The sequence below is a fragment of the Pseudomonas sp. GW821-FHT03A09 genome (assembly GCF_059421065.1).
The window spans coordinates 342,446-356,226 of the sequence record NZ_JBWKUX010000006.1 but is presented as its reverse complement, the minus strand read 5'-3'; the positions used below and the strand labels follow the sequence as shown (position 1 = coordinate 356,226).

The window sequence follows — 13,781 nt, the reverse complement described above, 5'->3', positions numbered from 1 at the left end:
TGTTCTGCCCACGGCCCTGATAAGTACTGAAAGCTACATTGCCCCCGCTGGGACACCTCAGCGACTTCATGGGCGTGGAACTTTCGTTATGGCAATTTCCGTAAGAACATTTTTGGGGGCGACGGCGTTGTGGATGGCCGCAAGCGTCGCCCAGGCGCAAACCCTCACCCTCGACTCAGCCCTGCAAACCGCCTTCGCCAACAACCCTGACCTGGCGGCCGCGCAATGGGAAATCGACATTGCCCAAGGCGGTCGCCAACAGGCCGGCTTGATCCCCAATCCCGTGGCCTCCTGGGACGCGGAAGACACTCGCCGCAACAGCCGCACCACCACCGTCAAACTCAGCCAGACCCTGGAGCTGGGTGGCAAGCGCGGTGCGCGAATTGACGTGGCGACCCGCGCCCAGGACGCCGCCGCGCTGACCTTGGAGCAGCGTCGCAACGGCCTGCGCGCCGAGGTCATCGATAGCTACTACAGTGCCCTGCGCGCCCAGGAGCGCCTCGACCTGGCGCAACGCTCGATGGCCTTGGCCGAGCGCGGACTGGTGGTCGCCAACGGTCGCGTCAGCGCCGGTAAGTCCTCACCCGTGGAAGCCACCCGCGCCCAGGTGCAGCTGTCGGAGATCCGCCTGGAACTGAACCGTGCCCAGGTCGGACTTACCGATGCCTATCGCCGACTGGCCGCCAGCACCGGCAGCGCCGCGCCTGACTTCCAGGCCGTCGCCACGCAAAGCCAATCTTCCCCGCCCTTGCCGGCCTCCGCGCAGTTGCTTTCGCGCCTGGAGCAAACCACCGAGTTGCGCCTGGCCGAGTTGCAGATCCTGCAAAGCGAAGCCAGCGTAGGCCTGGAAAAAGCCCAGCGTATTCCCGATCTCGACGTGTCCATCGGCAGTCAATACGACGCCAGCGTGCGTGAGCGGGTGAATGTGGTGGGCGTGTCGATGCCGATTCCGTTGTTCAACCGCAACCAGGGCAACGTGCTCGCCGCCAGCCGCCGCGCGGACCAGGCCCGTGACCTGCGCAATGCCACCGAACTGCGGTTGCGCACCGAAACCCGCCAGGCGCTGGACCTGTGGCAAACCGCGAACACCGAAGTGCAAGCGTTCAACCAGCAGATCCTGCCAGCCGCCCAGCGCGCGGTGGACAGTGCCACCCGTGGCTTCGAGATGGGCAAGTTCAACTTCCTCGATGTGCTCGACGCCCAGCGCACCTTGATCGCGGCTCGCACCCAATACCTCACGGCGACCGCCCAGGCCACTGACGCCTGGGTGCGCATCGAGCGGATTTACGGCGACCTCGCCCGGTTTTGATTTTTTCTGGAGTCTTCTGATGAACAAGAAACGTGGCATGGCGTTCGCCGTCGCCCTGGGCCTGATGCTGTCCGGTTTTGCCAACGCCGACGAAGAGGAAGGCAAGCTCGAACTCACCGAGCAGCAGATCCAGGCCGCCGGCATTCAACTGGTCCAGGCCCAACCCCGTGCGATCAGCACGCTGCTGACGTTGCCCGGCGAAGTGCGCTTCGACGAAGACCGCACCTCGCACATCGTCCCACGTGCGGCTGGCGTGGTGGAGGCGGTCAAGGTCAATCTCGGGCAGTCGGTGAAGAAGGGCGAGCTATTGGCGGTGATCGCCAGCCAGCAAATCTCCGATCAACGTAGCGAGCTGGCCGCCAGCGAACGCCGTGTCGAGCTGGCGCGCACCACCTTCCAGCGCGAGCGCCAGCTGTGGAAGGACGAGATCTCCGCCGAGCAGGATTACCTGCTGGCACGCCAGACCTTGCAAGAAGCCGAGATCGCCCTGAACAACGCTCGTCAAAAGATGAATGCCCTCAGCGGCAGCGCAGTCTTGGTCGGCGGCAATCGCTACGAGCTGCGCGCGCCGTTCGCCGGTGTGGTGGTGGAAAAACACCTCGGCGTCGGCGAAGTCGTCAGCGAAACCAGCAACGCTTTCACGCTCTCGGACCTGTCCCAGGTGTGGGTCACGTTCGGTGTGTTTCCCAAAGACCTGAACAAGGTGCGCATCGGCAAACCGGTGAAAGTCAGTTCCACCGAAATGGGCACCGACGTGCTCGGCACCGTGGCCTATGTCGGCAACCTGCTCGGTGAGCAAACGCGCACCGCTACTGTGCGCGTGAGCGTGCCCAACCCCGACGACGCCTGGCGCCCCGGGCTGTTTGTCACGGTGCAAGTGGCCACCGATACCTACCAGGCCAAGGTCACCGTGCCACAAACCGCGATCCAGACCGTCGAGGACAAACCCTCGGTGTTTGTGCGCACCCCGGACGGTTTCATCACCCGTCATCTTGAACTGGGGGTGAGTGAAAAGGGCTACGTAGAAGTGCGCAAAGGCCTCGACGCCGGAGCGCAAGTGGCCACCGTTGGCAGCTTCATCCTCAAGTCCGAATTGGGCAAAGGCTCGGCCGAACACGCCCATTGATCCTGCGAGTGATTTCCCATGTTTGAGCGCCTTATCCAATTCGCCATCGAGCAGCGCATCATTGTGCTGCTGGCGGTGCTGTTGATGGCCGGTGTCGGCATCGCCAGCTACCAGAAGTTACCCATTGACGCCGTGCCCGATATCACCAACGTGCAGGTGCAGATCAACTCGGCGGCGGCCGGGTTTTCGCCGTTGGAAACCGAGCAACGCATCACCTTTCCTATCGAAACGGCCATGGCCGGGTTGCCGGGGTTGCAGCAGACGCGTTCGTTGTCGCGTTCTGGTTTGTCCCAGGTCACGGTGATTTTCAAGGACGGCACCGACCTGTTCTTTGCCCGTCAATTGGTCAATGAGCGCCTGCAAGTGGCCCGCGAGCAATTACCCGAGGGTATCGAAACGGCCATGGGGCCGATTTCCACTGGCCTTGGGGAAATTTTCCTGTGGACCGTCGAGGCGGAGGAGGGCGCACTCAAGGATGACGGTACGCCCTACACGCCGACCGACTTGCGGGTGATCCAGGACTGGATCATCAAGCCGCAACTGCGCAACGTTCCGGGCGTGGCGGAGATCAACACCATCGGTGGTTTCGCCAAGGAGTATCAGATCGCGCCGGACCCCAAGCGCCTGGCGGCCTATAAACTGACCTTGGGCGATCTGGTCACGGCGCTGGAACGCAACAACGCCAACGTCGGCGCCGGTTACATCGAGCGCAGCGGTGAGCAATTGCTGATTCGAGCGCCGGGGCAAGTGGCGTCCATCGACGACATCGCCAACATCGTCATCACCACTTCGGACGGCACGCCGATCCGTGTGCGCAATGTGGCCCAGGTCGAGATCGGCCGTGAGTTGCGCACCGGTGCCGCCACGGAAAACGGCCGTGAAGTGGTGCTGGGCACGGTGTTCATGTTGATCGGTGAAAACAGCCGCACCGTGTCCCAGGCGGTGGCGAAAAAGCTGGAAGAGATCAACCGCTCGCTACCCGAAGGTGTGGTCGCTGTCACCGTCTATGACCGCACCAACCTAGTGGAAAAAGCCATCGCCACGGTGAAGAAAAACCTCTTCGAAGGCGCATTGCTGGTGGTCGCAGTGCTGTTCCTGTTCCTCGGCAATATCCGTGCGGCGCTGATCACCGCCATGGTGATTCCGCTGGCGATGCTGTTCACCTTTACTGGCATGTTCACCAATAAAGTCAGCGCCAACTTGATGAGCCTCGGCGCGCTGGACTTCGGCATTATCGTCGACGGTGCGGTGGTGATCGTCGAGAACGCCATCCGTCGCCTGGCCCATGCGCAACATCGTCATGGGCGCCTGTTGACCCGCAGCGAGCGCTTGCATGAAGTGTTCGCGGCGGCCAAGGAAGCGCGGCGTGCGCTGATCTTCGGGCAATTGATCATCATGGTGGTGTACCTGCCGATCTTCGCCCTCACGGGGGTGGCTGGGAAGATGTTCCACCCCATGGCGTTCACCGTAGTGATCGCCTTGCTCGGCGCGATGATTCTGTCGGTGACGTTTGTACCGGCAGCGATTGCGCTGTTCGTGACCGGTAAGGTCAAGGAAGAAGAAAACCTGGTGATGCGCACCGCTCGCCGGGCGTATGCGCCAGTGTTGGATTGGGTGATGGCGCGTCGCTCGGTGGTGTTTGGCCTGGCGGTGCTGACCATCATCGCCTCCGGTGTGGTCGCCAGCCGCATGGGCAGTGAATTTATCCCCAGCCTCAGTGAGGGCGACTTCGCTCAACAGGCCCTGCGCGTGCCAGGCACCAGCCTGACGCAATCGGTACAGATGCAGCAGCAGTTGGAAAAAACCTTGATCGCCCAGGTGCCGGAAATCGAGCGCGTATTTGCCCGCACCGGCACCGCGGAAATCGCCTCGGACCCGATGCCGCCGAATATCTCCGACAGCTACGTGATGCTCAAGCCCAAGGACCAATGGCCGGACCCGAAGAAGTCCCGCGAGGCGATCATTGCCGATATCCAGCGGGCCAGCGCGATTGTGCCGGGCAGTGCGTATGAACTGTCGCAACCGATCCAGCTGCGATTCAACGAACTGATTTCCGGGGTACGCAGTGATGTGGCCGTGAAGGTGTTTGGTGACGACATGGCGGTGCTGAATAAAACCGCCGAGGAAATTGCAGAGACCCTGAAAAAGCTGACGGGCGCCTCGGAAGTGAAGGTGGAGCAGACTTCTGGATTGCCGGTGCTGACCATCAATATTGACCGCGACAAGGCTGCGCGTTTTGGCCTGAATGTGGGCGATGTGCAGGACACCATTGCCGTCGCCGTGGGCGGGCGAAAAGCCGGTACATTGTATGAAGGCGACCGTCGTTTTGACATGGTCGTGCGTTTGTCAGACGCGCTGCGTACCGATATCGACGGGCTGTCGCGGCTGTTGATCCCAGTGCCGGCAATGGCTGGCAATGGGGCGACACAGTTGGGTTTTATTGCCTTGTCACAGGTTGCCAGCCTGGACCTGGTGCTTGGCCCGAACCAGATCAGCCGTGAGAACGGCAAGCGCTTGGTGATCGTCAGCGCCAACGTGCGCGGGCGGGATATTGGCTCATTCGTCGAAGAGGCCGAGGTGGCTATTGGTGCCCAAGTGAAGGTGCCGGCAGGCTATTGGACGACCTGGGGCGGCCAGTTCGAACAGCTTAAGGAAGCGTCCGAGCGCTTGCGCATTGTGGTGCCGGTGGCGTTGCTGTTGGTGTTCGGGTTGTTGTTCATGATGTTCAACAACCTCAAGGATGGCTTGTTGGTGTTCACCGGGATTCCGTTCGCGCTGACGGGTGGGATCATGGCCCTGTGGTTGCGGGATATTCCGCTGTCGATCTCGGCGGGGGTGGGCTTTATCGCGTTGTCCGGGGTGGCGGTGCTCAACGGGTTGGTGATGATTGCCTTCATCCGCAACCTGCGGGAGGAAGGGCGCTCACTCTCAATGGCGGTCAACGAAGGTGCATTGACCCGCTTGCGTCCGGTGCTGATGACCGCGTTGGTGGCGTCCCTCGGGTTCATCCCCATGGCGCTCGCCACCGGCACCGGCGCCGAAGTGCAACGGCCGTTGGCGACGGTGGTGATCGGCGGGATTATTTCGTCGACGTTGCTGACCTTGCTGGTGCTGCCGGCGTTGTACCAGTGGGCGCATCGCAAGGAAGAGTGATCATTGTAGTGAGCGGGCTTGCCCCGCGCTGGGCGGTGAAGCCGCCCCAATAAGACTGCCGCGTTGTGTCAGGTAGAACGCGCTAGCAGGTTTTAGGGCGGCTTCGCCACCCAGCGCGGGGCAAGCCCGCTCACTACAGATGATGCGCTCGACACCCCACCGCTTAACTGACTGGCATTAGGGCAGGCCCGCTCACTACAAAGCAATTCACGCGAGTGGGAAGACCAGCCGAAACAGCGTGAAACCACCGGGCAGGCTGCGTACGTCGGCCTGCCCCTGGTGCAGGGTCATGATCGACCGCACGATGGCCAGTCCCAGGCCGGTGCCGCCCTCGGTGCGGGCGCGGCTGCTGTCGACGCGGTAGAAGCGTTCGAACAGGTGCGGCAGGTGTTGGGCTTCGATGCCAGGGCCGGGGTTGCTCACCGACACGCAGACGTTGTTGCCATAGGCTTCCACCAGCAATGAAATATGCGAACCCACCGGGGTGTGGCGGATGGCATTGGACAGCAGGTTGGACAGCGCGCGCTGGATCATCAGGCGGTCGCCCTGCACGTGGGCGTCGCCGCTCAAGGTCAGGGTCAGTTGTTTGTCTTCGGCACTCAGCGCAAACAGCTCCATGACTCGATGGGCCTCATCGGCCAGGGACACCGTTGTAAACGAAGCGCGCGCAGCCGGATGGCTGACCTGGGCGAGAAACAGCATGTCGCTGACGATACGTCCCAGGCGCTCCAGCTCTTCAGTGTTGGACTCCAGCACGGCCTTGTATTCCTCCGGTGGTCGCTGACGTGACAGCGTCACCTGGGCCTTGCCCATCAGGTTGGTCAGGGGCGCGCGCAATTCGTGGGCGAGGTCATCGGAGAATTGCGACAGCTGCTGCACTCCGGCGTCCAGGCGGTCGAGCATCACGTTGAAGCCTTGCGCCAGCTCGCCCAGTTCCTTGGGCAGGTTGTCGACGGACAATCGATGGGTCAGGTCCTGGGTGGTGACTTTGGCCGCCACCTGGCTGAACTGCTTCAACGGCGCGAGACCGCGCTGTACCAACCACCAGGCGCCCATGCCGATGAGGATCAACAACAGGGGCAGCGCGATGACGGTGGCACGCAGGTAGGCGCTGAGCAGGGCCTGGTCGTCCATGCGGTCCAAGGACAACACCACCCGCACACGTTCGCCGCTGGCCAGGCGCATCAGGCTGGAGGCACTGAGTACCTGGTTGCCGTAATTGTCCGTCCAGTTCAGGTAGCCGAGGGTTTCACGAGGCTTGAAGTCGGTCAGCAACGGTTCTTGCGGCTTGGCGCCGACGCTCAGCAGAACGGTGTTGTCGGGCGCGGTGCCGATGATGGTCAGGTAGAAGTTGTCGTGGCCCATCACCAGATCCATCAGCGAATGCGGGCGCACGCGGATGGCGTGGGCGTCCAGGCCCAGGGCGAGGCTGTGCTGGATCTGTTCCATCTTGCTTTCCAGGCCCTTGCGCGCCAGTTTTTCCAGCTCGTGGGTGAGGGCCAGATAGGCCAGGGTCGCCAGCAGCAAGACCAGGCCTGCGCCCATCAGGCTGACGGTCAGGCCCAGTCGCATCGACAAACTGCCGGTCTTCATGCGCGAGCCTCCAGCACGTAACCCACGCCGCGAATCGTGTGGATCAGCTTGATTTCGCTCTGGTCATCGACCTTGGCGCGCAGGCGGCTGATGGATACTTCCACCACGTTGGTGTCGCAGTCGAAGTTCATGTCCCACACCAGGGAAATGATCTGTGTACGGGTCAGGACTTCACCGGTCTGGCGCATCAGTACCTGCAACAGGGCGAACTCCTTGGTGGTCAGGTCGATACGCCGGGTGCCGCGATAGGCGCGATGGCGGCGCGGGTCCAACTCAAGGTCTGACACACGAAACACTTCTGGCTGGGGGATATGTTCGCTGCGCCGCAGTAGCGTGCGCACCCGTGCCAGCAGTTCGGGAAACTCGAAGGGTTTGACCAGGTAATCATCGGCGCCCATGTCCAGGCCCTTGATCTTGTCGGCCAGCCGGCCACGGGCGGTCAGCATCATCACGCGCTGGGTGCCGTTGCGGCGCAATTGCTCCAGCACTTCCCAGCCATCTTTGCCGGGCAGGTTGACGTCGAGGATCACCAGTTCATAGGCGTGTTGCCCGGCCAGGTGCAAGCCGTCGATGCCATTGTTGGCGCAGTCGACTACGTAGCCGCTTTCGTTCAAGCCCTGCTGCAGGTAGTCGGCAGTTTTTTGTTCGTCCTCAACCACAAGGATACGCATGGGGATTTACCTATTACGAAGAGAAGAGAGGGCCATTTCCTTATGGAGGTTGCTGTTGGGGGAGTAGGAAAATTCTGAACCGTGAAGTAGCTTCAGGGTCAACTGCGACCATCGGCCGCACAAAGCCGGGTTCAAAAAAAACGCCCCAAGCGGGGCGTTAAAAATTCATCTCTTTCCAAAGGAGCTACACAAAAGCTTCAGAGATGAATGTGCTCGGTGAATAAGTTGAGGCCAGTATAGGAAGATCAACTTAACGAGAAGGTGAGGCCAATATTACAGTTTTGATAACTGGGTAGTTGTGAACAGATGTTAGTTAACCGCGAACGAATGTAATCACTTACAGCGCCACCAGTGGATATTCGGCAATCAAGCGCACTTCTTCCAAGTCCGACTCGAATGCACTGGAGCGTACCGTGGCCTGGCGCAAGCGCAGTGATAGATCTTTCAGGGTGCCACTTTGCACCACGTATTTGGCTTCGATATCGCGCTCCCAGCGGCGCTGGTCGGTCAGCGGATTACCCGCAGCGTCACGGCGCATGTAGACGGCGTTGGCGTTGCTGTAGTCGGCGCCGGTGCCTTTGCCGTAGCGGGTCATGAACGACAGGCCGGGGATACCGAACGGCTGCATGTCCAGGTCGTATCGCACCATCCACGAGCGCTCCTTGGGTGAGTTGAAGTCGCTGTACTGGATCGAGTTGTTGAGGAAGATCGAGTCTGACTGGCGCAGGTAATCGAAGTCGTCGTCGCCGTTGTTGCGCTGGTGCGAAATGGCCACGCTGTGGGCGCCGACCTTGACCCCGAGCCTGGCGCTCCAGATGTTGTTATCGAATTCACCCAGGCGTTTTTTACCTTCGTCCACGGCCTTGTAATAGTTGAAGTCACCGAACACTGAGACGTCATCGTTCAGCGGGTAGCTGGCGGCGCTGCCGAAATAATACTGGTCCCAGGCGTCCTTCAGGCGGCTACTGTACAGGCTCACGCTAAGGTGTTTGTTGAGCTGGTAATCACCGCCGAAATAGCCGATCCAGGGCGAGTCCACCTTGCCCGCATAGAAGGTCGCGAAGCCGTTGTTCATGCCACTTTCATTGGGCTGGCTCATGCCGCTCAAGCGTCCGCCTTGCAGGCTCAGGCCCTCGATGCTGGTGTTTTGCGCGGTCACGCCACGAAAGCTTTCCGGCAACAAACGCGAGTCGCCGTACGCCACTACTGGGGTGAGCGGGAACACGTCGCCGGCTTTGATCACGGTGTCGAGCACGCGCAATTTCAGCGCGCCACCGACTTTGCTGTAGCTGTTTTCAGGGTGGTTGTCGCTGTCCACCGGCAGCACGCCGAACGAGCCCTTGCCACCGCTGCGGCCGGTGCCCGAGTCGAGTTGCAGGCCGTACATGGCGAAGGCGTCCAGGCCGAACCCCACTGTGCCTTGGGTAAAGCCTGATTCGAATTTGCCAATCAGCCCTTGCGCCCAGGCTTCGGAATAACCGTTGCCGGTGGGGCTGGACTGGCCCTTGCGATCATCACGGTTGAAGTAGAAATTTCGTGCCAGCACGTTGACGCTGCTGCCTTCGATAAATCCTTCGGGCTTTTCCTCTGTGGCCACGGCGGCCAGGGGCAATGCGGCAATCAACGAAAAGGGAAGGGTGTAGTGACGGATACTCATGGTTCGCTCCTTGGTATTGGCAGTTATCGGCTTCTTATGGGGGCGGGAGTTTTTATTGATCTGGCCCGGGTTGATAGTTGCAAACGTCAGATAACAAGGAAGTGGCTTGAACATTACAATTCTGGAAGCTCACGTCGACCTAACAAATAAGTAATGTTCTGGTGAACATGGCGTCAGGGTTCGTTGGTTAATCTCGGCACTGAACTTTCAGACGAGGAACCTGTGATGAACTTTTATAAAATTGGCCTGGGTGTATTAACGGCAATCCTGTCTTTTGGCGCATTGGCCGAAGGCGGCGGGGATCGCACTTTTGCCCTGATGATGGAGCGCAATGAAAAGGCTATGGCCGATTACGCGGCCAAGGTCGGCAAGCCGGTGCCCGAGGTACAGACGTATCGCTACGGCATGAAGCTGGACATCGCCAACGTGGTCAACGTGACGCCACCGATCCGCTCATGTAACCCGGTGCCATCGCGCATGACCTATGAGGACTCCACCGGCAAGCTCAACACCCTGGAGTATCAAGTGATGGGGGTGTGCCGGAACAATGGCGGCTAATGGATCCAAAAATATAGTTGGTTCTGGGGCTAAAGCCCTCTTCAGAAAACGCCAGCAGCGCCGATGCAGGCAGATCCCTGTCCTCATTTGATCATCGGTGCCCCATGTTCAACAGCCGTTTGAAACAGGAGCTGTCGGCTCTTCGCGAAGAGTTGTCCAGCTTGCAACAGGTTAAGGAGAGCCTGGAAAGCGAAATGATCACGATGACCCTGGACCCAGAGGGCCGTATCGCGTCGGTTAACACCATCTTCCTTCAGGAGATGGCGTATCAAGGCACCCAGTTGCAGGGCCGCTTGATCGACGAACTGGTGCCGGCCCACGTGCGTCAGGACGAATTCCAGCAGCGTTTCAAGAACGCTCTGGTGCGCGGCGAACACTTCGCCGGCACCGTGCGTCTGATGCGCGGTAATGGCAAGGAAGCGTGGTTGCGTTCGATCGTGCAGCCGGTGCGCAGTTCGGATGGGCGGATCAAGCATTTTTCGATCTACTCCAGCGACCTGACCCGCACCATCGAGGCCTCGCGTGAGCATGAAAACCTGATCACCGCATTGATCCGCTCCACCGCGGTGATCGAGTTCGACCTCGGCGGCCATGTGCTCACGGCCAACGAGCGCTTCCTGAGTGGCATGGGCTACAGCCTCGCGCAGATCCAGGGCAAGCATCACCGCATGTTCTGCGAACCGGAGGAATACAACAGCGCCGACTACCAGCAGTTCTGGAAGCGGTTGAACGCCGGTGAGTTCGTTGCGGCGCGCTTCAAGCGGGTGGACAGCCATGGCCGCGTGGTGTGGCTGGAAGCGACCTACAACCCGGTGCTGGATGCCAATGATCGGCTGTACAAGGTGGTCAAGTTCGCCACGGTGATCACCGACCAGGTCAACCAGGAACAGGCCGTGGCCGAGGCCGCCAACATTGCCTACAGCACCTCGCTGCAGACCGACAATAGCGCCCAGCGTGGCACCACCGTCGTGACCCAGGCGGTGGACGTGATGCGTGACCTGGCCAAGCACATGCAGCAGGCCGGCGAAGGTATCGAGGCGTTGAACGAGCAGTCCCAGGTGATCGGTACCATCGTCAAGACCATCAGCGGCATTGCCGAACAGACCAACCTGCTGGCGCTCAACGCAGCCATCGAGGCGGCCCGTGCCGGTGAGCAGGGCCGTGGTTTCGCGGTGGTGGCGGATGAAGTTCGCCAGTTGGCCTCACGCACCAGCAAAGCCACTGAGGAAATTGTCGGTGTGGTGCGTCAGAACCAGGACATGGCCCGCGATGCGGTCGCCCTGATGACCGAAGGCCGCCAACAAGCCGAACAGGGCCTGGCGCTGGCGGCCGAGGCGGGCACAGTGATCGTGGAGATCCAGGACGGTGCACAGAAGGTGGTCAGCGCGGTCGGGCAGTTCGCCAATCAGCTGTCGAGCTGAGCGTAGGGCTCAGGTATCGTAGGTTCTTTCCTGCATGAAGAGCCGACCCTCCATGAGCCCTACTCACCGTCGCCCTGTTCCCCTGTCCAAAGCCTACCGCTTGCTCAACCACGGGCCGACCGTGTTGGTGAGCGCGGCTTTCGAGGGCAAGCGCAATATCATGGCCGCAGCCTGGGCCATGCCGTTGGATTTCGAACCGCCGAAAGTTGCGGTGGTGTTGGACAAGTCCACCTGGACCCGGCAACTGCTGGAAGGTGCCGGCACCTTCGTACTCCAAGTGCCGTGCGTGGCCCAGGCTGACCTGGTGCAGACGGTCGGCAATATCACCGGCGCCGACACGGACAAGTTCGCCACCTACGACCTACACACCTTTAGCGGTGAACACACCGAAGCGCCGCTGCTGGAAGGTTGCGTGGCCTGGTTGGAATGCCGCTTGCTGCCCGAACCCCATAACCAGCAGGCCTACGATCTGTTCCTGGGCGAAGTGGTCGCAGCCTATGCCGATGCGCGCGTGTTCAGCGAGGGGCATTGGCACTTCGAAGGTCATGATGAGCTGCGGACCTTGCACCATATTGCAGGCGGGAATTTCCTGACTATTGGTGAGCCGGTCGTCGGGCGTCAGCTGTAGCCCTGAACCCGCCGAACCCGGTGCAAGAAAAAACATATCGAGTCAGTTTTTTCAGCGCCCGAGCATCTTCACCCAACGCGACGGCGGCATGCCGTAGGTGCTGCGAAATTGCCGGGTCATGTGGCTCTGGTCGGTGAAGCCGGCCGTCAGTGCCGCGTCAACCAAGGATTGGCCCTGGGCCAGCAGACTGCGCACCAAGTCCAGCCGGCGCATGGTCAAGTAGCGATAAGGGCTGGTGCCAAACAACAAGCGAAAATCCCGGGATAACGCCCAGCGATCGCGGCCGCAGTAGTCGGCCATCTCATCCAGGGTGATGCTGCGGCCCAGGGCGCTGTGGATAAACTCCCGGGCACGCTCGGCGGCCACATAATCAAAGGACTTGCGACTGACGACGGCGCCCGACGCCGCGTTCAGCGTTTGCGCCAGATCGAACAGAGCGTCCTGTTCCTGCATCGGGTCAATCGGGCAGTCCAGGCTTTGCAGCAACACTTCGCTGGCGCGAAACAGCCGGGGGTCTGTGGATAAGCCATTGTGGATAAATGGCAGCGGCCGGCCACCGAGAATCTGCTGGATCAACGCCGGCTCCACGTAAATCATGCGGTACTTGAAACCTTCCACGCTGCTGGCGCGGCCGTCATGGGTTTCGTCCGGATGAATTACCATGGTCGTGCCGGGCAGGCTATGGGTCATGCTGCCCCGGTAGTGATAGCTCTGCACGCCAAACAACGTACGCCCAATGGCGTAGGTGTCATGGCGATGGGGGTCGAACGCAAACCCGGCGAAATACGCCTCGATGCGGTCCAGGCCGCTGGCGTGCGGAGCGCGGTGCAGCCAGTCAAGGGTGGAAGTGGGTTGGCCCATGGTGACTTGTCACAAATTGAGGTGGGAACACGTTAACCGAGTCTGAGGCCCTTGTCTGCCGAGGTCTTGTACGATTGTGCAGGCGCAGGGGGCGGCCTATGATCAGCGCTCATGCACTGTGCTGATGGAGCCACACGATGTCGTCTTTTGACCTTGCTTACCTGGCGCCCTTGGTTTCGCTGGGTTTGCTGTGGGTGGTTGCGGTCGTCACGCCGGGGCCTAACTTCTTCAACATCGCCCAATTGGCCGCCAACGCTTCGCGCCGTCATGGTGTGGCGGCCTCGGCAGGCGTGGCGTCGGGGACAGTCCTATGGGGGCTGGCCGGTGGCCTGGGCATCAAGTCGTTGTTTACGGCGGCGCCCATGCTGTACCTGGCGTTCAAGATTATCGGCGGCGGCTACCTGATTTATCTGGGCCTCAAACTGTTCAAGCGTTCGGCGCCCATCGCCAGCCAGAGCCCGTTGACGGATGAGCATCGGCGTTCGCTGTTTTCGGCTTGGCGCCTGGGGTTGCTCGGTAACTTGTCCAACCCAAAATCGGCGCTGTTTGTCGCGACTATCTTCGCTTCGACCATGCCTCCTTCACCGTCACCACTGTTACTGACGCTGGCGGTGATCGTCATGGCCTCCTTGTCGTTCAGTTGGTACTGCGCCGTCGCCCTGGTGTTTTCCAGCGAGCGCATGGCCAACCTCTACAGCCGCTCGCGCAAGTGGCTCGATCGCTTTGCCGGTGGTTGCTATGTGTTGTTCGGTGCACATCTGGTGGCGAATCGCTGACCGCCCGTGGTAAGAAGCCTTACTTTCA

The 13,781-nt window shown here is 60.8% G+C and carries 11 protein-coding genes; 7 read left to right on the top strand and 4 right to left on the bottom strand.

The features are described 5' to 3' along the window. The first annotated feature begins 88 nt into the window (after positions 1–88). From AC07V4_RS14275 to AC07V4_RS14265, 3 genes are read left to right on the top strand one after another with little or no spacing between them, the layout of a single operon-like run. Positions 89–1,309: a TolC family protein gene (locus AC07V4_RS14275; RefSeq protein WP_431749703.1), complete on the top strand. Its 1,221-nt coding sequence runs from the start codon at positions 89–91 to the stop codon at positions 1,307–1,309. A gap of 19 nt (positions 1,310–1,328) precedes the next feature. After that, positions 1,329–2,435 (top strand): efflux RND transporter periplasmic adaptor subunit, encoded by a 1,107-nt coding sequence (locus AC07V4_RS14270; RefSeq protein ID WP_492636740.1) that lies wholly within the window; start codon positions 1,329–1,331, stop codon positions 2,433–2,435. 18 nt (positions 2,436–2,453) lie between these two features. Then, the gene (locus AC07V4_RS14265; protein ID WP_492636741.1) at positions 2,454–5,588 is read left to right on the top strand and encodes a CusA/CzcA family heavy metal efflux RND transporter; all 3,135 of its coding nucleotides are present in this window, start codon (positions 2,454–2,456) and stop codon (positions 5,586–5,588) included. A 207-nt stretch (positions 5,589–5,795) separates the two neighbouring features. Here AC07V4_RS14265 and AC07V4_RS14260 read toward each other — a convergent pair whose 3' ends face one another. From AC07V4_RS14260 to AC07V4_RS14250, 3 genes are all read right to left on the bottom strand, one after another. Continuing rightward, positions 5,796–7,181, bottom strand: a complete 1,386-nt coding sequence (locus AC07V4_RS14260; protein ID WP_492636742.1) for a heavy metal sensor histidine kinase — start codon at positions 7,179–7,181, stop codon at positions 5,796–5,798. Beyond that, a complete protein-coding gene (locus AC07V4_RS14255; protein WP_431749707.1) occupies positions 7,178–7,852 on the bottom strand; it encodes a heavy metal response regulator transcription factor in 675 nt (224 codons plus the stop codon). Before AC07V4_RS14255 ends, AC07V4_RS14260 begins: the two co-directional genes overlap by 4 nt. A 337-nt stretch (positions 7,853–8,189) precedes the next feature. Beyond that, positions 8,190–9,509 carry an OprD family porin gene (locus tag AC07V4_RS14250; RefSeq protein WP_492636743.1) on the bottom strand — a complete coding sequence of 440 codons (1,320 nt, stop codon included), beginning with the start codon at positions 9,507–9,509 and terminating at the stop codon, positions 8,190–8,192. Between the two features lie 225 nt (positions 9,510–9,734). On the opposite strand from AC07V4_RS14250, the gene AC07V4_RS14245 reads away from it, so the two are divergent. The 3 genes from AC07V4_RS14245 to AC07V4_RS14235 all read left to right on the top strand — a co-directional run bounded on the left by AC07V4_RS14245 (position 9,735) and on the right by AC07V4_RS14235 (position 12,116). Further along, positions 9,735–10,067 carry a DUF2790 domain-containing protein gene (locus AC07V4_RS14245; RefSeq protein ID WP_492636744.1) on the top strand — a complete coding sequence of 111 codons (333 nt, stop codon included), beginning with the start codon at positions 9,735–9,737 and terminating at the stop codon, positions 10,065–10,067. A gap of 104 nt (positions 10,068–10,171) precedes the next feature. Next, positions 10,172–11,488 carry a methyl-accepting chemotaxis protein gene (locus AC07V4_RS14240; RefSeq protein WP_431749710.1) on the top strand — a complete coding sequence of 439 codons (1,317 nt, stop codon included), beginning with the start codon at positions 10,172–10,174 and terminating at the stop codon, positions 11,486–11,488. Between the two features lie 52 nt (positions 11,489–11,540). Further along, positions 11,541–12,116: a flavin reductase family protein gene (locus AC07V4_RS14235; RefSeq protein ID WP_492636745.1), complete on the top strand. Its 576-nt coding sequence runs from the start codon at positions 11,541–11,543 to the stop codon at positions 12,114–12,116. Between the two features lie 51 nt (positions 12,117–12,167). Here AC07V4_RS14235 and AC07V4_RS14230 read toward each other — a convergent pair whose 3' ends face one another. Beyond that, the gene (locus AC07V4_RS14230; RefSeq protein WP_492636746.1) at positions 12,168–12,977 is read right to left on the bottom strand and encodes an AraC family transcriptional regulator; all 810 of its coding nucleotides are present in this window, start codon (positions 12,975–12,977) and stop codon (positions 12,168–12,170) included. Positions 12,978–13,114: 137 nt separating this feature from the next. On the opposite strand from AC07V4_RS14230, the gene AC07V4_RS14225 reads away from it, so the two are divergent. Further along, positions 13,115–13,753 carry a LysE family translocator gene (locus tag AC07V4_RS14225; protein ID WP_492636747.1) on the top strand — a complete coding sequence of 213 codons (639 nt, stop codon included), beginning with the start codon at positions 13,115–13,117 and terminating at the stop codon, positions 13,751–13,753. Positions 13,754–13,781: the final 28 nt, after the last annotated feature.